The organism is Francisella halioticida (genome assembly GCF_002211785.1).
Taxonomy (GTDB): Bacteria; Pseudomonadota; Gammaproteobacteria; order Francisellales; family Francisellaceae; genus Francisella; species Francisella halioticida.
This window is the reverse complement of the sequence record NZ_CP022132.1, coordinates 1717682-1740062: the sequence shown is the minus strand read 5'-3', so window position 1 is coordinate 1740062 and position 22381 is coordinate 1717682. Positions and strand designations below refer to the sequence as shown.

The following is a 22381-nucleotide window of genomic DNA, read 5'->3' as shown; positions in this document are numbered from 1 at the left end:
TTATTTTAGGTGTGCGGTTAGATCTTTTAAATCATAACTAGCTATATCTTTTTGTTTTGCATGATGTTCTTCTAGAAGTGCAAAGTCAGCATCTGCATAAGCACATAGATCACCTTTTTCGTTATAAATATCAACTTTTATCCAAACTGTTGTGCGACCCTTTCTAATAATACTAGTTTTAAAAATATGAGAAACTTTGCTGTAAGTTGGCTTCAAATATCTAATATTTAGATTACGAGTCATACAAAATGATTTGCTAACACTCAAAACATGTTTACCAAGAATGTCGTCACATATTAAAGCAATAATTCCACCATGAATAACATTGTCCCAACCAACATGGTTAGGTAAACATTTGAACTTAGTATACATATGCTCACCAATATGATAAAGCGGAAGTTTGATCCCTAGAGGGTTTCTTTTTGTGTTACTAAAACAAGTAAAATCACAAGGAAAATCAATTGGTTTGTGGTTATTTAAATTTATTATTCTCTATACCTATTCAATTACATAAATATATTTTAAAGATTATTGACATAATCATTCTCCAACTAAATTCACGTAAGTGAGAGAGTATCATATAAAATCATCGTCATCCTTGACACTGGGATCTCTTGACTATTTGAGAGATTTCCACCTACGCGGGAATGATTACAGATTAAATCAACAGCTTTTTAAATCTATTATTTTCTTATAAGTTTGTAGTTTAGCTTAAAAAATATTTATTGCTATGGGAGGTCATAACAATTTTTAGCAAGCTTCAACAATTCCAGCGGCTCCCATTCCTGTACCAATACACATTGTAATCATAGCATATTTCTTACCAGTACGTCTAAGTCCATGAAGGGCTTTAACAGTAAGTATTGTCCCAGTAGCTCCAAGCGGGTGGCCTAGAGCAATTGCTCCACCACATGGATTAATTTTTTCTAAGTCAAGATTAAGATCATTGATCACAGCCAATGATTGGGCAGCAAAGGCCTCATTTAATTCAATCCAATCAATATCATGAATAGTTAAATTTGTTTGTTTTAGTACTTTAGGGATAGCTGCAATTGGACCTATACCCATAATACGAGGATCAACACCAGCTACAGCAAAACCTAAAAATTTACCTAGAGGATTTAAGTTATGTTTTTTGAGATATTTTTCACTAACTAGGATTACAGCAGCAGCTCCGTCAGATACTTGAGAACTATTACCAGCTGTGACAGAACCGCCGTTTGCAAAAGCTGGTTTTAGTTTAGCTAGAGCTTCAAGAGAAGTATTTTTACGTGCACCTTCATCAGTAGTTATAGTTTTTTTATGATTGATGATCTTTTCATTTTCTTCATCTGGTCTACGATGGTCAACATCAATAGGCAGTATTTCAGCTTTAAAGTAATCATTTTCAATAGCATTAACAGCTTTTTTATGACTATTAAGAGCAAAAACATCTTGATCTTGACGTGATATGTTCCAATCATTAGCAACATTTTCTGCAGTGATACCCATACCATAAGCTATAGCAATATTTTCATCTTTTTCAAAAATTTCTCTGCTAAAAGACATTTTATTACCACCAAATGGGATCATACTCATGCTTTCTATACCAGCACCAATAACTACATCCATATTGCCTTGAGCAATCTCATTTACTGCAATAGCAATTGATTGTAAGCCGGAGCTACAGTAACGATTAATTGTGAAAGCTGGTACAGTATTTGGTAAGCCAGCTAAAAGTGATGATATTCTAGCAACATTTAATCCTTGCTCAGCTTCTGGCATAGCGCAACCGACAACTATATCTTCTATATTATTAGGATTAATATTAGATTCTAAAACAGTCTTTTTTAATACATCTGCTAGTAACTCATCAGGACGTTTTTTTGCAAAACCACCTTTTTTACCTTTTGTAACAGCAGAGCGTTTTGCAGCGACTATATATACATTTTCACTCATTACAGTACTCCTTTAGTTTCTTAGCGGTTTGCCCGTTTCTAGCATGTATTTCATTCTAGCTTCTGTTTTCTCTGATACTGCAAGTTCAGTAAAGTTTGCCAGTTCTCTTTCAAGTAGCCAATCTTCTGACACTTCAGTATCTTTTTCAATTTCTCCACCACACATAGTATTAGCAAGATTTACAGCTATTTTATAATCATGTTCAGATATTTGATTGCCATCTAGCATATTTATAAGTAAAGCTTTAATAGTTGCGATACCTGTTTCTCCGAAAACTTTGATTTTTTGTTTAAGAGGGGGTTGGTATTGACTAAATGCTAGTAGTTGAGCCTTTCTAAGAGCAACACTAAGTACTTCTTTGTTATTCATGACGATTATATCGCTTTCGCGTAAGAAGCCCATTTCTTTTGCCTCATAGCCACTTTTTGCAACTTGTGCTAAAGCTAGATTTTTATAGCGTTTTTCAAAATCTTTCCATGGATCTTGAGCTTTAGAAGCTCGTAGAGCCATTTCTTTTGAACCACCCCAACCAGGTATGATTCCTACACCTGCCTCAACCAGTCCAATATAGCTTTCATGCGCTGCAACGGTAGCATCACTATGTAAGATAGTTTCACAACCGCCGCCAAAAGCAAATCCTTTTACAGCCGCAACTACAGGTATCTTGCTATAACGAAGTTTTTGGGTAATTATTTGATGACCTTTGCGAATGACTTCTTCAATTGCAGCTTCACCATTCATAGTGAATTTAATACCAAACTCTTCTAGGTTGGCACCTACTGAGAAGATATCTTGTTGTTGCCATATAACTATAGCATCTAGATTTTCTTCTGCATGATCTATAGCTTCGGAGATACCATCTAACACATCATCGCCAATTGAGCACATTTTACTTTTGAATGATAAAATACCAATACCTTTATAATCATCTACTTGCCATAGTTTGACACCATCATTTTCATATAGTGTTTCAGTAGCAATTTCGCTGGTATGTTCAATAACAGTATCTGCGAAAAGCTGTCTATCATAAACGTTTAATTTCTTGCGAGATATAAGTTCTTTATCATTAAAGCTAAACTCTTTTTTATTTTGATAGACACCAATATCTAAATCATCTACCCAGTCAGGTAGTTTGTTTTCTGATAAAGCTCTACCTGCACTGATGTCTTTTTCTAACCATTTAGCTACTTTGTGCCAACCGGCTAATTGCCAGATTTCAAAGATTCCTTGTTTCCAGCCGAACCCCCAACGAATTGCTAAATCCATATCTTTAGGGAAGTTTGAGATATCTCCAACAAGATGAGCGGTATATAGGAACATCTCTCTAAATGTTGCCCAGATAAATTGAGCTTGGATGTTATCACTATTACGCAGTCCTTCAAGCTTTTTACCCCAATTTTTTTCAGATAATATCTCTAGAACTTCTTTATCAGATTTTTTATTAGACGGTCGATATTCTTTAGTATCTAAATCAAGCACTTTAATACCATCAGATTCTTTTATATATAATCCTTTTCTAGTCTTTTGCCCAAGAGAGCCATCATCAATAAGATTTTTAACCCAGCTAGGGGTCTTATATAAATTTTGCCAACCATCTTTGAGATTATCTTTCATTGTTTCTACTACATGTGATAGCACATCTAGTCCAACTAGGTCAGCAGTTCTATAGGTAGCACTTTTTGCACGTCCTAATTTTTTACCTGTAAGCTCATCAACTATTTCTAGAGGAATATTCATTTTTTCAGTATAGTAACAAGTTATAAGCATTGAAAATACACCTAAGCGATTAGCAATGAAGTTTGGAGTATCTTTAGCTCTAATAATACTTTTACCAAGTTTTTCTACTAGGAATGTTTCTAGCTTATCTAATATCTCTGTATTAGTGCTTATATGAGGAATTAGCTCAACCAGAGGCATATATCGGGGTGGATTAAAAAAATGTACACCACAGAAGTTAACTTTCAAGTTTTTAGGTAAAACTTCAGTAAGTGCTGTGATACTTAACCCTGATGTATTTGAGGCTAATATAGCACTTTCTTTTAAATGATCAGCAATTTTTGTATATAGACTTTCTTTGATATCTAAGCGTTCAGCTACAGCTTCGATAACTAGATCACAGTCTTCAAGTAATTCAAGATTATCTTCGTAGTTGGCAGGAGTGATATATTTGATAGAATTTTTTGAGCCGAGAGGAGCAGGGTTTAGTTTTAAAAGTTTTTCTAATGAGCTTTCTATGATTGCATTAGGTTTACCATCTTTTGATTTTAGATCAAAAAGGATAACAGGAAATCTAGCATTTGCAAAATGAGCTGCAATTTGAGCGCCCATTGTTCCAGCACCCAAAACTGCTATTTTATCAATAGCTTGACGTTGTGATTCATGATTTACAGGTTCTAATTTTTTTGCAACATTTGGCCCCAAACTATTGCTTTCACCATCTGGAAGATATTCATTGCCAAAAACTTTTAGATACTCGCGCATAGCATTCTCTTTTGACATACCTTTGATAGTATCCCAAGCCACCCACTTAGCTCGCTCAACCATTTTTAATGCAGAAGGTTTTTTTGTATTATTATCTCCTTCTTTGACTTGCTTGTAGAAAGCATATAATTTTAGCTTTTGGCTATTATCTGGCTTGAAATCAATAGTTGCATCACGAACAGCTACAAGCATTTCTTCAAATTTTTTCTCTAACTCAGTCATTTCTCCTCCTTGAGGTCGATATCCTTATCGATTTTTTTGTATAAACATTTAACAGAGTAATTGTTGTTTAGATTTCTCCCTAAGTTTGCCATTCAGGATGAGCATTTTTAGGACCCAGTGCGTAGTCATCAAATTCATCTGTCTGTATGATATTATTAACCTTAGTTAACATACCTTCGACATTGGAAGCTTCTTCTTCTGAGATGATTCTACCTTTTAAAGCTTCATCAATACAATTTGACCAATTAGTTTTAGGTAGTTTTTCAGCTTTAATTGCATCAATGATTTTTTTCTTAATATTAGTGGTTTCTAAAGAGGCTAAGTAGGCATTTTCGACTCTTCCTGTTGGATCATTGTCATTGTTTGGTACATAACAGTGGGCTTTCATAGATTTTCGAGTTTCATTGTTAGTACTTAAAGCTTTGCATATTTGAGCCTCTAGCTTATCTGAAGGTCTTCGAAATTTTTTACCATATGGAAATACAAAAAGTTTCATTTTTGTACCAAATAATCTATTTGGAAAGTTTCTAAATAGATCTAGCATTGCTTGTTGAGCTTGGTATAAACAATGTTGGATACTCCAGTCAACAAAAATATCATCATTTATTGGTTCACCAGCATCTTTATAGTATTTTAGGACTGCAGAAGCCATGTATAAATAGCTCATAATATCTCCAAGTCTAGCAGATAACCTTTCTTTACGTTTTATACCAGCACCTAGAACTGTAACTGATATATCATTAACATAAGAATATGCTGAACTCATATGGAATATATATTTGTAATAGCGTTTGAATTTTGAATTATAGCTCGGTGCTGTAAAGCCACCACTTAGACCATACCATAAAGTACGGGAACCATTAAGAGCCATATATTTAAAATGGCTCTTAAAGTTACTAGTAAATTTTTTTTCATCATTATTCATTAAGCTTTCTATTTCTTTATGGATATAAGGGTGACATTTCATAGCTCCTTGACCAAATATCATTAGATTACGTGTCATAATATTTGCACCTTCAACAGTAATCCCTATTGGTGTAGCCATGTATGGAATAGCAAGATAATTATTTGGCCCCATGATAATCGCCCGTCCGCCATGGATATCCATAGAGTTATTAATCGTAGTACGCCCCATCTCTGTTAGGTGATATTTTGCAATAGCTGAAGCAACAGAAGGGCGAATACCACTATCTACAGCAGCCACTGTAAATTGGCGAGTTGCATTAGCTATGTATGCAAGTCCTGCTATTTGAGCTAGTTTTTCTTGGACACCTTCAAACTGAGCAATAGGGACTTTAAATTGCTCACGTACATTTGCATATGCTGAGGTAATAACTGTAGACATTAAGGCGTTTGCTGTACCACATGCTGGTAGTGATATTGCTCTACCTATAGATAGACACTCAACTAACATCCTCCAGCCCTCTCCAGCCATATCTTGTCCACCTATTACCCAGTCGATAGGTATAAAAATATCTTTAGCTTTTATATATCCATTCATAAATGCTTGAGCTAAAGGCAGACCTCGTTTACCTATTTCTAATCCTTTATGGTCGTGAGGAAGCAGAGCGCATGTTATACCTTCTGAGCCAATACCATTTAATAATTCATCAGGATCTTGTAGTTGAAATGCTAAACCAACCAATGTTGCAATCGGAGCTAAGGTAATATAGCGCTTATTAATATTTTTTAGTTTAATACCTAAAGTTTTTTTACCATTGTATTTTTTATAACATACAACCCCTATATCTGGTAATGAGGTTGCATCAGATCCTGCTGTGGGTCCTGTAAGTGCAAAACAAGGTATTTCATCTCCAGAAGCTAGTCGCGGTAAATAGTAGTCTTTTTGGTGATCTGTACCATAATGAACTAAAAGTTCACCTGGACCTAAAGAGTTTGGAACCATTACAGTGATTGCTGCAGTGACACTTTTTGTGGCTAACTTCATTACTATTTCTGAGTGAGCAGCTGCAGAAAAACCTTTGCCGCCATATTTTTTATCGATTACTAGACCTAAAAAACCTTTTTTGCGGATAAAATTCCATGCTTCTATTGTTAGATCTTTATCTTCATAGTTAATTTTCCAATCATCAATTAAGCTACAAAGCTTAGTATTTTCATTATTTAAAAAAGATTTTTCCTCAGTTGAAAGTTCAAATTTTTTAAGGCTATGTAATTTGTTAAAATCTGGTTTACCCTGGAATAAATCTTGTTCAAACCAATTATCACCTGCGTTAAGGGCAGTTTGCTCAGTTTTTGAAATTTTAGGTGTTGATTTATTTGCTAGTCTATAAATCTTATTGAACATTTTAGCTCCTTAAGCAACGGATGAATTAATCATTACTCATGTTTCTCAGCATACTCTTTTTGTAAAGCGTTTACATCTATTTTTCCAACAGTATTTTTAGGTAGTCTATCTATGAAAATTATTTCTCTTGGGAGTTTATAATGAGCTAGATTACTCTCACAATATCTGAATATTTGTTTTTTGGTTATTTTTTTATCATGTTTCAGAACTACAAAAGCTACTGGTATTTCACCAGTTTTCTTAGAGTGTCCTTTAATAACAGCAGCATCTTCTATTTCATCTTTTTCAATAAGTACAAGCTCGACTTCTTTAGGAAAGACATTAAAACCAGAGACAATAATCATATGTTTTATTCTTCCTGATATTACTAAACGGCCGAGTTCATCTAAGTAGCCCATATCGCCAGTTTTAAGCCAACCATCATCAGTGAAATGTTCTTTGTTTATATCTGGTAAACTCCAGAATCCAGGGGATTTTTGTGGGCCTGTAACCCATATTTCACCGATCTTTCCTTGAGGTAGCTCTTTACCGTTGTCACCATAAATTTTGATGTCTGTATTTGGTAGAGCAAATCCTACAGTACCATTGAATGGTTCATCTTCTAATGAATTAACAGTAACAACATGAGACATTTCAGATAATCCATAACCTTCTTTAATATTTATCCCTGTAACTTTTTTCCACTCATTTGCCACAGCTTTAGTAGTTGACATTCCACCACTTATAGAAAGTTTAAAATTCGAAAAATTACTTTTTTTAAATTTCTTATTATTTAGTAGCGCGATATAAAGAGTGTTCACACCAAAAATAGTAGAGAAATCATTTTTCCTCATTTCATTGACTAGAGATTTTATGTCTCTAGGATTTGGAATTAGAACTTGGGAAGCCCCAGAAAAATAAAAAAGAAACAGATTTCCAGTAAGACTAAAAATATGATAAATTGGCAAAGCATTTATAACTGTTTGTTCACTAAGTTTTATTGAAAAACCTTCTGTCCATGCTTTTATTTGGTATATATTAGAAACAATGTTTCTGTGTAGTAAAATTGTTCCCTTAGGCGTTCCTGTAGTTCCACTAGAATATTGTAAAGCAGTAATATCATCAGGATTGATTTCAACCTTAGAGTAATCAGGCTTATATTCAGAGTTTATAGCATTATCAAAAGCATCAAACTTATCTTTTGAGTATTTATCTTTCATACCTTTGATATATTTTGCTATAAAAGAAATGAACTGTTTTTTTGGAGACGGATATAAATCAGTAATATTAGTAATAATTTTGTACTGTAAGTTTTCACACTCATCAGAGATAGCTTCAACATTGTGAGCTAGTGATGAGAGGACAATAATTGCTTTTGCTTTTGAGTCTATAAGTATTTCTTTTACTTCTCTGCTTGTATATAAAGGATTTATATTTATAAAAATACAACCTAACTTTATCAGTGCAAAAATAATAATAGGAAATTGCAATAAGTTTGGTAGCATGATTGCAATATGGTCACCTTTCTGGATGCTCCATTTTTTTTGTAAAAATCCAGCGAATTGATCAGAGTAGTTGTTTACTTCTTTAAAACTTAGCTTTTCACCGTGACAAGTAAGAGCAATTTTAGAGGAAAAACTTTCAGTTGTTTGTTCAAGCATTTGATTTAGAGTAACATTAGGTATGCTTATATTAGGATTTACTTCTTTAGGGTAGTTATCTTTCCATGGCTTAGGCATTTTGAATCTCCTATTCTACTTACTAGAATTTTTTAACTCTCTATTTAGCCTCCTGTATCTTAACTACTAGCTTATTTTGTTATAAAAATATTTTATCTATGAATTCATTATATTAGATATTTTGTCTTACCAGCAAATTTTTTTACAAATTTATCTTTATAATTTATTAAATTATTTTAATATCTTGTTGATACCTTTTATTGTGTGGTGAAACTTTTTATCATTTCTTTTTTAATTCATTTATAATTATGCGTATTAATGAAGTAATAGCGTATCAGTGTTGTTATGAAAATTTATTATAATCCAAAATGTTCGAAGTCTCGACAAGCTAAGCAAATTCTAGTTCAAAATAATATAAGTTATGATATCCATTTATATTTAGATGATCCATTATCACAAGATGATCTAGAGACTTTGCTTAGGAAGTTGAAACTTTCTATAAAAGATATTATTCGCACCAAAGAAGCTATTTGGAAGGAAAATTTCAAAGATAAAGAGCTTACTGATAGTCAGCTTATTGATATAGTTGCACAAAATCCTAGACTTCTAGAGCGACCAATAATTGAGCATAATGATTTTGCGGTAATAGCAAGATCTAATGATAAAATTACAGAAATATTAAATATCTACTAGTTTTGTGCTAGTATTTGAAAGATGAAATTCTATCTATAGGGAGATTTTTTATGCATAAAATATTTTACACATTCACAGATGAAGCTCCAGCATTAGCTACTGGGTCTTTTTTGCCAATCGTTGAGAGTTTTACAAAAATAGCTGATATTGAGTTAGAAACTAAGGATATATCACTAGCAGCACGTATATTAGCTAACTTTAGTGATTATCTATCAAATAATCAAAAATGTTCTGATGATCTAGTTATATTAGGAGAGGTAGCTAAAACTCCAGATGCTAATATTATTAAGCTTCCTAATATTAGTGCTTCAATACCTCAATTAACAGCAGCTATTAAAGAACTTCAGTTAAAAGGTTATAAAATACCTGATTATCCATTTGAGCCTAAAGATGATAAAGAACAAGAGATCCAAAATCGTTATGCAAAAATCTTGGGTAGTGCGGTTAATCCTGTACTAAGAGAAGGGAACTCTGATCGTAGAGTTGCTGAAGCTGTTAAGAAATATGCTGAGAAACATCCTCATTCAATGGGTGAGTGGTCAAAAGATTCAAAATCACATGTAGCTAGCATGGCTGATAATGATTTCTATGCTAACGAGAAATCTTATATTGTGCCAAAAGCAACTACTGTCAAAATAGTACATACATGTCTTAAAGGGGCTCAAACAGTTCTTAAAGATGCTCTTGCTCTAGAAGAAAAAGAAATTCTTGATGCTACAAAAATTTCTGTAAAAGCTTTAAGAGAGTTTTATAAATTTGAAATTGCAAAGGCTAAAAAAGAAGGAACTCTACTTTCACTTCATCTAAAAGCTACTATGATGAAAGTTTCTGATCCAATACTATTTGGTCATGCTGTTGAAGCTTTTTTTGAAGATATTTTCAAAAAATATGCTAAAGAATTTAAAGAATTAGGTGTAAATTCTCGTAATGGTTGGGGTGATGCAGTTGAGAAAATAAAACAACTACCTCAAGATGTTCAGAATAGAATTAATGTTGATATTGAAAAAGTATTTGCTAAGCAACCTGATATTGCGATGGTTAACTCTGATAAAGGAATTACCAACCTTAATGTACCAAGTGATGTGATTATTGATGCTTCTATGCCTGCAGCTATCCGTTCATCTGGTAAGATGTGGAATAAAGCTGGTAAGCTTCAAGATATGAAAGCCATGATTCCAGATAGGTGCTATGCTGGAGTATATGCTGCAACTATCGATTTCTGTAGAGAAAATGGAGCTTTTGATGTTGCTACTATGGGAGATGTTTCAAATGTAGGTCTGATGGCTAAAAAGGCAGAAGAATATGGATCTCATGATAAAACATTTGAAATTCAAGCTGATGGTAAGGTAGAAGTTATTGATGCCGATGGTAATGTTATATTTGAGCATCAAGTAGAAAAAGGTGATATTTGGAGAGCTTGCCAGACTAAAGATATTGCAGTAAAAGACTGGGTGAAATTGGCAGTAAATAGAGCTAAAATTACTCAAAATCCAGCGATATTTTGGTTAGATTCAAATAGGGCACATGATAGAAATTTAATTGCTAAAGTAAATGAATATTTAACTCATCATGATACTACTGGTTTAAATATTCAAATTTTAGCTCCGATTGAAGCAACTAAGTATTCATTAAAGAGAATAAAAGAAGGTAAAGACACTATCTCTGTTACAGGTAATGTTTTAAGAGATTATTTGACGGATCTTTTTCCAATTCTAGAGCTTGGTACAAGTGCTAAAATGCTTTCAATAGTGCCTCTTCTAGCTGGCGGGGGTTTGTTTGAAACTGGTGCTGGTGGATCTGCTCCTAAGCATGTTGAGCAGCTTATTGATGAAAATCACCTAAGATGGGATTCTTTAGGAGAGTTTCTCGCTTTGGGTGCGTCATTAGAAGATCTAGCTATTAAAACTAGAGATGCTAAAATAAAAATTTTAGCAGAATCTTTGGCTCAAGCAAATCAAGATTTTCTAGATAATGATAAATCTCCAAAACGTAAAGTTGGTGAACTTGATACTAGAGGAAGCCATTTTTATTTAGCTTTTTATTGGGTAAAAGCTTTGGCTGAGCAAACAATTAATGTTGAGTTAAAAGCAAAATTTGAACCAATCTATACTGAATTAGCAGTTAATGAAAATAAGATTGTTAAAGAGCTAGCAAATGTTCAAGGTAAAAAAGTTAATATTGGTGGTTATTACTATCCAGAAAAAGCAAAATTAAGTGATGTGATGCGCCCAAGTAAAACTTTAAATTCAATTCTTGCTAAGATATAGTCTTTATCTTTTTAATATTTTAATTCTAGGGTGTTAAAATACATTTAATTTATATAATTTAACTGTTTTTTTAAATGCCTAACTTTAAAAATCAAATTTCAAATTTATTAAATCATATACCAACAAACTTACGTGGCAAATATATATTTTTGTCAAGGAGAAAGAGCATATGTTCTAACCTTCTAGCCGAAGAGCTTGAAGATTTATCCAAACAAACTGATCAAAAAGTATTGCCCAAAATAACATATCCAAATCTACCTGTTGCAGAAAAAGTAGATGATATAAAAAAACTTATACAAGAAAATCAAGTAATAGTCGTTGCTGGTGAAACTGGATCAGGTAAGTCAACACAATTACCTAAGATCTGCTTAGATTTAGGTTTAGGTAAAAGAGGTTTGATAGGGCATACTCAGCCAAGAAGAATAGCTGCTAGATCTATAGCAAATAGAGTTGCTACAGAAATAGGTGATCAATCAAAGGTTTCTTTCAAAATACGTTTCTCTGACCAGACATCTGAAAACACTTTGATAAAAGTAATGACTGATGGTGTGCTGCTATCTGAAATTAAGAATGATAGGTTTTTATCTCAATATGAAGTTATCATAATTGATGAGGCGCATGAGAGAAGTTTAAATATTGATTTTCTTCTAGGGTGTATAAAAAAGATTTTACCATTTAGGCCTGATTTAAAAGTTATTATAACTTCGGCTACTATAGATCATCAAAAAATTACAAGTTATTTTCAAAAGGCTAAAGAAATTGCAATTAGTGGTAGAACATATCCTGTAGAGATTTGTTATCAAAATGACGAAGGTTTTGATACATTTTCAATGCAAGAGAGAATTTTATATGCAATTGATGAGTTAGGTAGAGGAGATGTTTTAGTATTCTTACCAACAGAAAGAGATATTCATGAAACACTAGCATATTTAAATAAACAAGATCTCAGATTTACTGAAGTTTTGCCTTTATTCTCAAGATTATCAAATAAAGATCAAAATAAGATTTTTAATCCAGAAGGTTCGACACAAAGAATTATTTTAGCGACAAATGTTGCTGAAACATCTTTGACTGTCCCACGTATTAAATATGTTATAGATTCTGGTTTGGCTAGAGTTAGTAGATATAGTTATCGTACCAAAGTACAACGATTACCAATAGAAAAAATATCGCAAGCTAGTGCAAATCAAAGGGCTGGGCGTTGTGGAAGATTATCGGCTGGTATTTGTGTACGATTGTATAGTGAAGAGGATTTTAATAATTGTAAAGAGTATACAGATCCTGAGATTTTACGTACTAATTTGGCATCAGTTATTTTACAAATGTTATTTTTAAGGTTAGGGGGTATTCAAGAGTTTCCATTTATTGATTCACCTGATCCAAGATTTATTAAAGATGGCTTTAGACTTTTATTTGAGCTACAAGCTATCTCAGAGCTTAATTACTCAAAAGCAAAAATCACAGCTGATGGTATGAAAATGGCAATTATGCCATTAGATCCAAAATTGGCAAAAATAGTTATTGAAGGACATAGACAAAATACTCTTAAAGAAATTGTTTCGATTGTTAGTTTTTTAAGCGTCCAAGATCCACGTGAGAGGCCTTTAAACTTTCAGCAAAAAGCTGATGAAAAACACTCTGTAGATAAAAATAAGTCTTCTGATTTTATTACTATTTTGAATTTAGCTAATCGGTTAAGTATTGATTTAAGAGAACTTTCAAATAGAGAAAAAAAAGAATATTTTAAAAAGAATTTTATTTCACCAGTTAGATTTAATGAATGGAATGACATTTATAGGCAAATTGTTGAGGTCATTCATGGGTTTGGTTGGAAACTTAATAGTAATCACCAGTCGAAACAAAGCATTTGTCATTCTGAACTTGATCTAGAGCCTGTTAGCTCTAAGTATAAAGGTCAAAATGATGAGATCCTGAAACAGGTTCAGGATGACGATAGTGGTATAGTTAATTATGAAAACTTCCATAAAGCTATAGCGAGTGGTTTTTTGAGTAATATTGGCTTTAATTATGAGAATGCTGAGTATTTTGGTGCTAGAGGACTTAAGTTTTTTATATTTCCAGGGTCGTCACAATTTAAGAAAAAACCTAAGTGGTTATTATCTTCTGAGATTGTTGAGACAACAAAAACTTATGCACGTAATGTTGCAAAAATTGAACCTGAATGGTTAGAAGACTTGGCTAAACATCTAGTTAAGAAACATTATGATGAACCCATATGGAGTAAAAAGCGTAGGTCTGTGGTAGTAAATGAGAGAGTTACTCTTTATGGTTTAGAAATCGTTTCAAAAAGATCTGTCCAATATTCAAGAATAAATCCACAAGAGGCGAGAGAAATATTTATTCGGGAAGCTTTAGTCAATGGTGACTTTGAATCTAAAGCATATTTTTATCAACAAAATCTTAAATTAATAGATCAAGTTGAAGATCTTGAAAATAAGTCGCGCAGAAAAGATATTTTAGTAGATGAGCAGGCGATGTATCAACATTATGATAGTTTTATACCAAGAAATGTTTGTAGTGGTGTGACTTTTGATAAGTGGTTAAAAACTATCTCAAAGGATGAACAACATAAGTTGATTTTTGATTTGGACGATTTGATGCAACATGATGCCAAAGAAGTTACACAGCAAAAGTTTCCAGATGTCTTGGCTATTGGGGAAATGCATTTACCGTTAGAATATCATTTTGATCCACTTGATGAGCGAGATGGCGCAACAGTTATTGTACCAGTTGTTTTTCTAAATGATATAAACCCTAATGTATTAGAGTGGGGCGTGTATGGTTTTTTATATGATAAGATTGTCGGGTTGTTAAGATCTCTACCAAAAAATATCCGTAAAAATTGTGTGCCAGTGCCAACTTATGCTCAAGCTATATTTGAGTCAATAGATTTTGATTTAGATAGGTATGAACCATTAAAGTCAGTTATTGCAAAACATATTATAAGAATAGTTGGTTCTATAGTTGATGAAACTGTCTGGCAAGATGAAGAGTTAGAAAGGCATTTAATTCTAAATATCAAAGTAGTTGATGAGAAAGGAAAAATATTAGCTATAGATAAGGATTTGCACATTCTAAAGCAAAAACTTAAAGATCTAGTACAAAAGCCGAAAATAGTGATAGATGACAAGATCTATTATGATTGGGAGTTTGGTGATTTTGCGCAAACAAGCCAAATAAAAGAGTATGGTATAAGTGTAAAAGTATATAACTGTCTTGATGAGTATGAAAGTGGTGTAAGGGTTTCCTATAAAGCAACATTTGAAGAAGCTCAAGACTGCATGCAAAAAGCATTGAAGAAGCTGATTAGATTGCGCTTACAAAATCACTTATCAAAAAGGGTTAAAAATAATGATTTAGCTAGTTTGTCAATGTCATTAAAACTAGATAATTCAAAAGATGATATTGTAGATAAGGCTATAGATTTAAGCTTTTTTGATAATGTTGAGTTACCTTATACAAAAAATAACTTTGAAAGCTTTTATAGTAATGGATTAAAGCATTTTGAGTTAAATAAGTCTAAAGTTGAAGCTATTGTATCCGAAATATCTAAATATAAAGTTCAGCTTGAGAAAAAACTTAATATTAAAAAAATACCATTTAACTTTATTCAACTTTTCACAGATGCCCAAAGTGAGTTAGATGAACTTTTTAGTGATGATTATTTATCTCAACCAGTAACCTATTTACAGAGGTATAAATATTATATTCAAGCGTTAGAAAATAGGTTGGAAAAAGCGAGGTTTAATTTGCAAAGAGATAGAGGGTGCCAGATTGAAGTTAATGAGCTTAGAAAAAAATTAGAGAAAAAAATTAAAGTTAATCATATTAATAGAAACTCTCAGGAAATCATAAAAATAAAGTTTTTAATCAATGAATTATGGATATCTTTCTATCTACAGAATATAAAAACTATACAATCAATTTCGTATAAAAAAATACAGGCTTTCATTAATGTTATATAGTTAAGTTAATGCTGTTTTGATATAATCAGATAATTAGTATGGAGTTGTTTTAAACTTAATGAAGTTACTTTTTGACAAAAGATGTCTGAATTTTATTATCATAATAGGCTTGACTGTAGTGACAGTTAGCTGGACTTTTTATATTTTTAAAAAGCCAGTTGATTTGTATTTTTTGTTTTTTGTTATTTTTCTTAGATGCTTAGCTTCTTTTTTACTATTAAGAGATTATATGGCAAGTTGGCGAAAGTCGACGCAAAAGACTTTTCTACGTAAAGTTTTTGTCAATGTTCTTGTTTTTCTTATCGTTGCATCCATTTTTTATGGAGATATAAGGTTTGCTCTATTGTTTTCGGAGTTTTTATTTTATGTGTTTTTAATAAATTTGAGTGTTTATCTTTATTGGTATGTTACAAATTGGAGCTCTATAGATAAGACTAGAACAGCTGTTATATATGGTGCAGGAGTTGCTGGTACAAAGATAGCTTATGAACTTGGAGCTACAGAGTATAGAGTCAAATATTTTGTTGATGATGATATTACTTTGCAGAAGAGGAGTATTGATGGTAAAAAAGTTTTATCTAAACCTAAATTACACAAAAAGTTATTGTCTACAGAATTTGATCTTTTAGTTATAGCTTTACCTAAAGAAGCTAACTCAATTATCAAAAAGATATACAAAGAATTTGAGAAGGAATTTAAAGAAATTAAAATAATGCCATCTTTTGAAGATGTTCTTCAAGATGAAAGTTTTATGTCGCAACTTAAGCCTGTATCATTATATGACTTACTTTCAAGAGATTCAAAAAGCTTAGATAAAAAATCTATTTTGCATTTTATTAAAGGAAAAAAAGTTCTCATTACTGGGGCTGGAGGTAGTATTGGTTCTGAAATTGCTAGACAATGTATTAAATATGAGGCTAAGCAAATAATTTTGCTTGATCATTGTGAGTTTAATTTATATAAGACCTCTGAAGAGTGTTCTTTTTATAATGTAAAAAATGTTTTATGCTCAGTTTGTGATATTAGGTCATTACAAGAAGCTTTTGATGATTATTCTCCAAATATTGTGTTTCATGCAGCGGCATATAAACATGTACCTTTAGTTGAAGAAAATATATCGAAAGCTATAAAAAATAACATTTTAGGCACTAAAAACACTATTGATTTAGCTATTGAGGCTAATGTTGAATCTTTTATACTTATTTCTACAGATAAAGCTGTTAGGCCAACTAATGTTATGGGTACCACAAAACGTGTTTGTGAGTTGTATTTACAAAATGTTAATCCTAAAAATACTAAATTAGCAGCAGTTCGTTTTGGAAATGTTTTAGGTAGTAGTGGTAGCGTGATTCCAAAATTTGAAGAACAGCTTAAAAATGGTGGCCCTCTTACTGTTACTCATTCAGAAATCACCAGATATTTTATGCTTATTCCAGAGGCTTGTGAGTTAGTGTTACAAGCTGGAGCAATAGCAAAAAATTCTGAAACTTTTGTGTTAGATATGGGTAAGCCAGTTAAGATAATTGATCTTGCTAAGCAGTTTAAAAGATTATCAGGTATGGAAGATATCGAAATAAAAATTACAGGCCTTAGACCTGGTGAGAAACTTTATGAAGAACTTCTTATTGATGAAAGTGACATTCGTACTGAATATAAAGATATATTTATAGGTAAAAAAACATTTTATAATATTGATGTTCTAAAGCAAGATTTAGATAGACTTTTTATTAATGATAAGTATCAACAAATTAAACTTTTAAAGCATATAGTTCCTGAATTTAACCACAATTTGAATAGGTAGTAGAAAATGTTTTACGATGTTATAAAAAAGTTTATGGATTTGTTTTTATCTCTTGTTGGATTTATATTACTAAGTCCTATCTTTATTTTATTGATTTTTTTTATAAAACTAGATTCAAAAGGTCCTGTTTTATTTAAGCAAAAAAGATTTGGGAAGAATAAAAAGTTTTTCTATATATATAAGTTTCGTACTATGTATGTAGATACTCCAAAAGATATGCCAACTCATTTACTTCTGGACTCTTCAAAATGTATAACTAAAGTAGGTAGTTTTCTCCGCAAAACATCTTTGGATGAGTTACCACAAATTATAAATATCTTAAAAGGTGACATGAGTATAGTAGGTCCAAGGCCAGCATTATGGAACCAAAATGATTTAATAGCAGAGCGTGATAAGTATGATGCGAATAATGTTCCAGTAGGATTAACTGGTTGGGCGCAAATAAATGGCCGCGATGAGTTACCAATACTTACTAAAGCAAAATTAGATGGAGATTACGTAAAAAATAGAAGTATTCGACTTGATATGAAATGTATTTTTTTAACAGTTTTTTCAGTTTTTGCTAAAAAGGGTATTATTGAGGGCGGAACGGGATCATTAGATAAGAAAAAAGGTCAAGAATGAAAAAAAGAGTTTTGGTAACAGGGTTAAACAGTTATGTAGGTAATTCTTTTGTAGAATTTTGTAAGGATAATTTCATAATTGATAAAGTCTCTTTGAGAGATGATAGGTGGCAAGATTTGGATTTTTCAAGGTACGACTCCATATTGCATGTGGCTGGTATTGCTCATACGTCCAAAGATCCATCCTTGAAAGACTTATATTATAAGGTAAATACTGACTTAACTTTTGATATAGCTCAAAAAGCTAAAAAAGAAGGAGTTAAGCAATTTGTGTTCATGAGTAGTATTATTGTTTATGGTGATAGCGCGCCTATAGGTCAGCAGAAAGTGATAACAAAAAATACAAAGCCAAATCCAGATGATTTTTATGGCGATAGTAAGTTACAAGCTGAAATAAAGCTAGAAACTTTGCAATCTGAAGAATTTAAAATATGTATTATAAGACCTCCAATGATATATGGAGATGGTTCAAAAGGGAATTATTCAAAGTTAGTTAAACTAGCAAAATATGCTCTAATTTTTCCTAATATAATGAATCAAAGAAGTGTTTTGCATATTGATAAACTGATTCATGAGCTAAAAGACATATTAGAAAAACAAAAATATGGTGTTTTTATTTTGCAGGATAATAAGTATTTCTGTACATCTGAGTTCATTAATGAGTATAGAGCAAAACAGTTGGGTAAAAGAACTTATCTAACTAAATTCTTTAATCCAATTATTAGAATAATGGCTAAGAAAATTAGTTTTATAAATAAGATTTTTGGGAATTTAGTTTATGAAAAATAAAGTATTATTCATAGCTAATGATTTTGATATTGTAATATTTCGTTTTAGAAAAGAAGTGGTGCAGGCTTTCGTTAGTAAAAATTGTGAAGTTTCTTTAGTAACGCCACTTTCAGAAAAAGCTAAAAACTATTGTGATGAATATGGGATTGAATTTATTCCATTAGATATTGATCGTAGAGGTAAAAATCTTCTTGCAGATTTAAAATTACTGCTTACATATTATAAAATTATAAAAAAAGAAAATCCAGATTATATTTTTACTGCAACAATAAAACCTAATCTCTATGTGGGTTTGGTTAATCTCTTTTTTAGAAAAAAATTTTTCCCATGGGTTACTGGTTTAGGAACAGTTTTTCATAATAATAATTTACTGACGAAATTAATTAGCTTGTTTTATAAGGTTTCATTTAGCTCAGCAAAGAATGTTTTTTTTGAGAATAGTTCAAACATGGCGCTATTTGAAAGAAAAAAACTTATCAAGAAAGATAAATCTATTGTTTTGCCTGGATGTGGGATTAATTTAGATGAGTTTGAGTATGGTTCATATCCAAGCGAAGATAGTGGACTTAAGTTTGTTTTTATAGGAAGAATAATGAAGGAGAAGGGAGTTTATGAGCTTTTGGATGCTTTTAGTCTTATCCAAGAAAGCTACTTTAACACTTCACTAAAAATCTATGGTCCTAAAGATGAAAATATAGATATTTTCTTAGAGAACGTTGGCCATGTCGAGAATGTTACGTATGAAGGGTTTTGTTCAAGCGTATATGAGGTTATTAAAGAAAATCATATTTTAGTCTTACCGTCATACCATGAAGGTCTGTCGGTTACACTTATGGAAGCAGCAGCTGTTGGTAGACCTCTTCTTGCTTCTAATATATCTGGATGCAGAGAAGTAATCGATGATGGAGTTAATGGCTTAACTTTTGAGCCTAAAAGCGTAGATTCTCTTCAAAAAGCTATTGAGAAAATTATGAAAATGTCGAGTGAGCAGAGAAAAAATATGGGTCTTAACGGTAGAAAAAAAATACAAAAAGAATTTGATAGAAAAATTGTTGTTGAAGAGCATCTTAGCTGCCTTAGAGGAGTTAAATGAAAAAAATAATTATAGGTAGTGGTAATTTATCAAGTAAGTTAATGGATTCCATCGATGAAGTAGTAAATTTATCTAGCAGAGAAATTTTAGCTAGTAGAAAAGAACTGTGGTATCCATTTCTAAATGAGAAGATAGTTTTGGTTTTTAATAACTTTCAGGCTTCAAATCAGTTAGGTGAATTAAGTGACCTAGAAAATTACATTGAGCGTTCTATACTTTGTACTGCAATAGTATTAGACATAATAAAGAATCTGAGTATAAAAATTGAAAAAATTATTTATACTAGCACTTGTGCCTTATATGGCAATAATATGAAAGCTTCAGAGTATTCAGAAATAAAGGTTGAGAATCTGTATACTTCATCGAAAAGAACTAATGAATTTTTAATTAAACAGTTTTGTATGGAGAATGATGTAGATTATACTATTATTAGATTATTTAATATGTATGGTGGAGAAGATTATTTTTCAATAATATCAAAAATTAGAAAGAGTATTAAGTACAAGACTAGAGGATTAAAAATTATAAATCCTGACTCTATTAGGGACTTTATCCATATTGATGATGTTGTGAATATTTATGAAAAAATTATAAAAACTAGAGGGTTACCTATTTTAAATGTTGGAACTGGAATAGCTACGTCTTTGGGTGAAATATTAGATATGCTCGGTGAAAATAATAAGCAGTTGATCGAGGTTGTTGAAAATGTTGATCTTAAAATAGTTAGGTCATGTTCAGATAATTTGTTGCTAAATAAGATTATCGGTGATTATGAGTTTATTAAGGTTAAAGACTTTTTGGAAATGGAATGTTAGAGATATTTAAGCTTTTTTTAGGTGTGTTGAATGCTAGGCAAAGGAAATTATTTGCTGTATATATTATTCTTTTATTTGTGGGTTCGATATCATCTATTTTTGGTATAGGTGCTGTTATTCCATTCATTTCAGTCTTGCTAGAGCCAGATAGGTTACAAAATTACTCTTTTCTAAACGGATATAGTTATCATTTTATAGTTTTATGCTTAGCCTTGGGCTTGATAGTTGCTTTTTGGGTTAAAAACTTGATTGCTGCTATACTTCTATGTTATCAAGTTAGATTTTTGAATAGCATAACAATGAATGTTCAGAATAAATTATTTAGAAAATATATTTTGATGGATTACTCTCATCATCTGAATCGTAGCACTCCTGCTTTGATAAGGAATATAAGTGTCGAAACTTCTCAGTTTTCAACTGGTATTGTTAATCCTTTGGGTGTGTTAATAACAGATATTTTTTCAACTTTTTTTATAGTTATTGCTTTATTTTCTTTAAGTATCGTATTTAGTGGTGTAATTATTACCTCATTAGCGGTATTTGTATTGTCTTTTGTGTTTTATATTAGAAAAAAAAATGCTAAATTTGGTTTGTTAAGGTCTAGTACTTGGGAAGAGATGAATAAGATAACACTGAATAGTTTAAATGGCATAAAAGAGGTTAAATTGTATCAAAAAGAAAGTGTATTTATAAATGCTTTTAACCATGGATCTTATCAACTTAAAAATGCAACTGTATTTAATAACTTTTATCAACAAATACCAAGAATGTTTATAGAGGTAGTATCAATTTCTATGGTTCTTGTAATGTTAGTTGTTTTTATATATTCAGGAGTATCAACAGTTGATTTATTTGTTTTGTTGTCAGTGTTTGGAGTTGCATCTGCTCAGTTATTACCAGCATTAAATAGGATAATGGCCTCTTTGACGAACATTAAATATTCAAAACAAGCATTAGTAACTATTCATAAGGAATTATTTAACTACTGTGATAAAGTATTAGATGATGTGAACTCAATAGAAGTAAAAAAAGCAAGCTTTACTCGTAGTATAATGTTAAAAAAAATCTTCTATTCATACTCCAATGGAACAAAAGCACTAAATAATGTGAATGTTGAGATAAAGAAAGGTCTAAAAACAGCATTTGTTGGCTCATCAGGAGCGGGGAAAAGTACTCTTGTTGATTTAATATTAGGTTTTTATGAGCCACAAAGTGGACAAGTTGTTCTTGATGGTAAGATTTTGAGAACAAAAAAAGAAAAATTATCTTTTCAAAAGTTGTTTGCATATATACCTCAACAAATTATATTATATGACTGCTCAGTTAGAGAGAATATTGCTTTTGCTGTAGACGACTGTGATATTGATGATGACTTAGTCTGGAAGTGTTTGAAAATGGCTCAGTTAGAAGAATTTGTTAAAGAATTATCACAAGGAATGCATACCTTTGTTGGAGAGAATGGTATTAGATTGTCAGGTGGACAGCGACAAAGACTGGGGATCGCAAGAGCTTTGTACCAAAGACCTGATATATTAGTGATGGATGAAGCAACATCTGCTTTAGATAATGAAACAGAAAAAGAAATCACAGAAGTTATTAAGAATTTAAAAGATATAACAATAATAACAATATCCCATAGATTGTCGACTATTGAGGGGTATGATAGAATCTATAAACTAAATAAAGGTTCTGTAGTTTCTTAGTTTT

14 protein-coding genes are annotated in these 22381 nt (G+C 31.6%); 9 read left to right on the top strand and 5 right to left on the bottom strand.

What is annotated here, in order from left to right:
- The 5 genes from CDV26_RS09215 to CDV26_RS09195 form a co-directional block, all read right to left on the bottom strand.
- On the bottom strand, nt 1-489 hold the full coding sequence (locus tag CDV26_RS09215; RefSeq protein ID WP_088773026.1) for a PaaI family thioesterase: 489 nt from the start codon (nt 487-489) through the stop codon (nt 1-3).
- A 261-nt stretch (nt 490-750) separates the two neighbouring features.
- Nucleotides 751-1938: an acetyl-CoA C-acyltransferase gene (locus CDV26_RS09210; protein ID WP_088773025.1), complete on the bottom strand. Its 1188-nt coding sequence runs from the start codon at nt 1936-1938 to the stop codon at nt 751-753.
- 12 nt (nt 1939-1950) lie between these two features.
- Nucleotides 1951-4641, bottom strand: a complete 2691-nt coding sequence (locus CDV26_RS09205) for an acyl-CoA-binding protein (RefSeq protein WP_088773024.1) — start codon at nt 4639-4641, stop codon at nt 1951-1953.
- 79 nt (nt 4642-4720) lie between these two features.
- Nucleotides 4721-6949, bottom strand: a complete 2229-nt coding sequence (locus CDV26_RS09200; protein WP_088773023.1) for an acyl-CoA dehydrogenase — start codon at nt 6947-6949, stop codon at nt 4721-4723.
- 32 nt (nt 6950-6981) lie between these two features.
- Nucleotides 6982-8667 (bottom strand): long-chain-fatty-acid--CoA ligase, encoded by a 1686-nt coding sequence (locus tag CDV26_RS09195; protein ID WP_088773022.1) that lies wholly within the window; start codon nt 8665-8667, stop codon nt 6982-6984.
- Between the two features lie 285 nt (nt 8668-8952).
- Here CDV26_RS09195 and CDV26_RS09190 point away from each other — a divergent pair, with 285 nt between their 5' ends.
- The 9 genes from CDV26_RS09190 to CDV26_RS09150 all read left to right on the top strand — a co-directional run bounded on the left by CDV26_RS09190 (nt 8953) and on the right by CDV26_RS09150 (nt 22377).
- A complete protein-coding gene (locus CDV26_RS09190) occupies nt 8953-9300 on the top strand; it encodes an arsenate reductase family protein (RefSeq protein WP_088773021.1) in 348 nt (115 codons plus the stop codon).
- A gap of 50 nt (nt 9301-9350) precedes the next feature.
- On the top strand, nt 9351-11567 hold the full coding sequence (locus CDV26_RS09185; RefSeq protein ID WP_088773020.1) for an NADP-dependent isocitrate dehydrogenase: 2217 nt from the start codon (nt 9351-9353) through the stop codon (nt 11565-11567).
- Between the two features lie 74 nt (nt 11568-11641).
- Complete coding sequence (gene hrpA / locus CDV26_RS09180; protein ID WP_088773019.1) at nt 11642-15553, top strand: ATP-dependent RNA helicase HrpA; 3912 nt, start codon at nt 11642-11644, stop codon at nt 15551-15553.
- A gap of 58 nt (nt 15554-15611) precedes the next feature.
- A complete protein-coding gene (locus CDV26_RS09175) occupies nt 15612-17354 on the top strand; it encodes a polysaccharide biosynthesis protein (RefSeq protein WP_088773018.1) in 1743 nt (580 codons plus the stop codon).
- Nucleotides 17355-17360: 6 nt separating this feature from the next.
- Nucleotides 17361-17978 (top strand): sugar transferase, encoded by a 618-nt coding sequence (locus tag CDV26_RS09170; protein ID WP_088773017.1) that lies wholly within the window; start codon nt 17361-17363, stop codon nt 17976-17978.
- Nucleotides 17975-18766 carry an NAD-dependent epimerase/dehydratase family protein gene (locus tag CDV26_RS09165; RefSeq protein WP_088773016.1) on the top strand — a complete coding sequence of 264 codons (792 nt, stop codon included), beginning with the start codon at nt 17975-17977 and terminating at the stop codon, nt 18764-18766. Before CDV26_RS09170 ends, CDV26_RS09165 begins: the two co-directional genes overlap by 4 nt.
- Nucleotides 18756-19859 carry a glycosyltransferase family 4 protein gene (locus CDV26_RS09160; protein ID WP_088773015.1) on the top strand — a complete coding sequence of 368 codons (1104 nt, stop codon included), beginning with the start codon at nt 18756-18758 and terminating at the stop codon, nt 19857-19859. Before CDV26_RS09165 ends, CDV26_RS09160 begins: the two co-directional genes overlap by 11 nt.
- Entirely contained in the window at nt 19856-20674 is an 819-nt protein-coding gene (locus tag CDV26_RS09155; protein WP_088773014.1) for an NAD-dependent epimerase/dehydratase family protein, read from the top strand. The genes CDV26_RS09160 and CDV26_RS09155 overlap by 4 nt, the downstream gene beginning before the upstream one ends.
- Nucleotides 20668-22377, top strand: a complete 1710-nt coding sequence (locus tag CDV26_RS09150; RefSeq protein WP_088773013.1) for an ABC transporter ATP-binding protein — start codon at nt 20668-20670, stop codon at nt 22375-22377. Before CDV26_RS09155 ends, CDV26_RS09150 begins: the two co-directional genes overlap by 7 nt.
- Nucleotides 22378-22381: the final 4 nt, after the last annotated feature.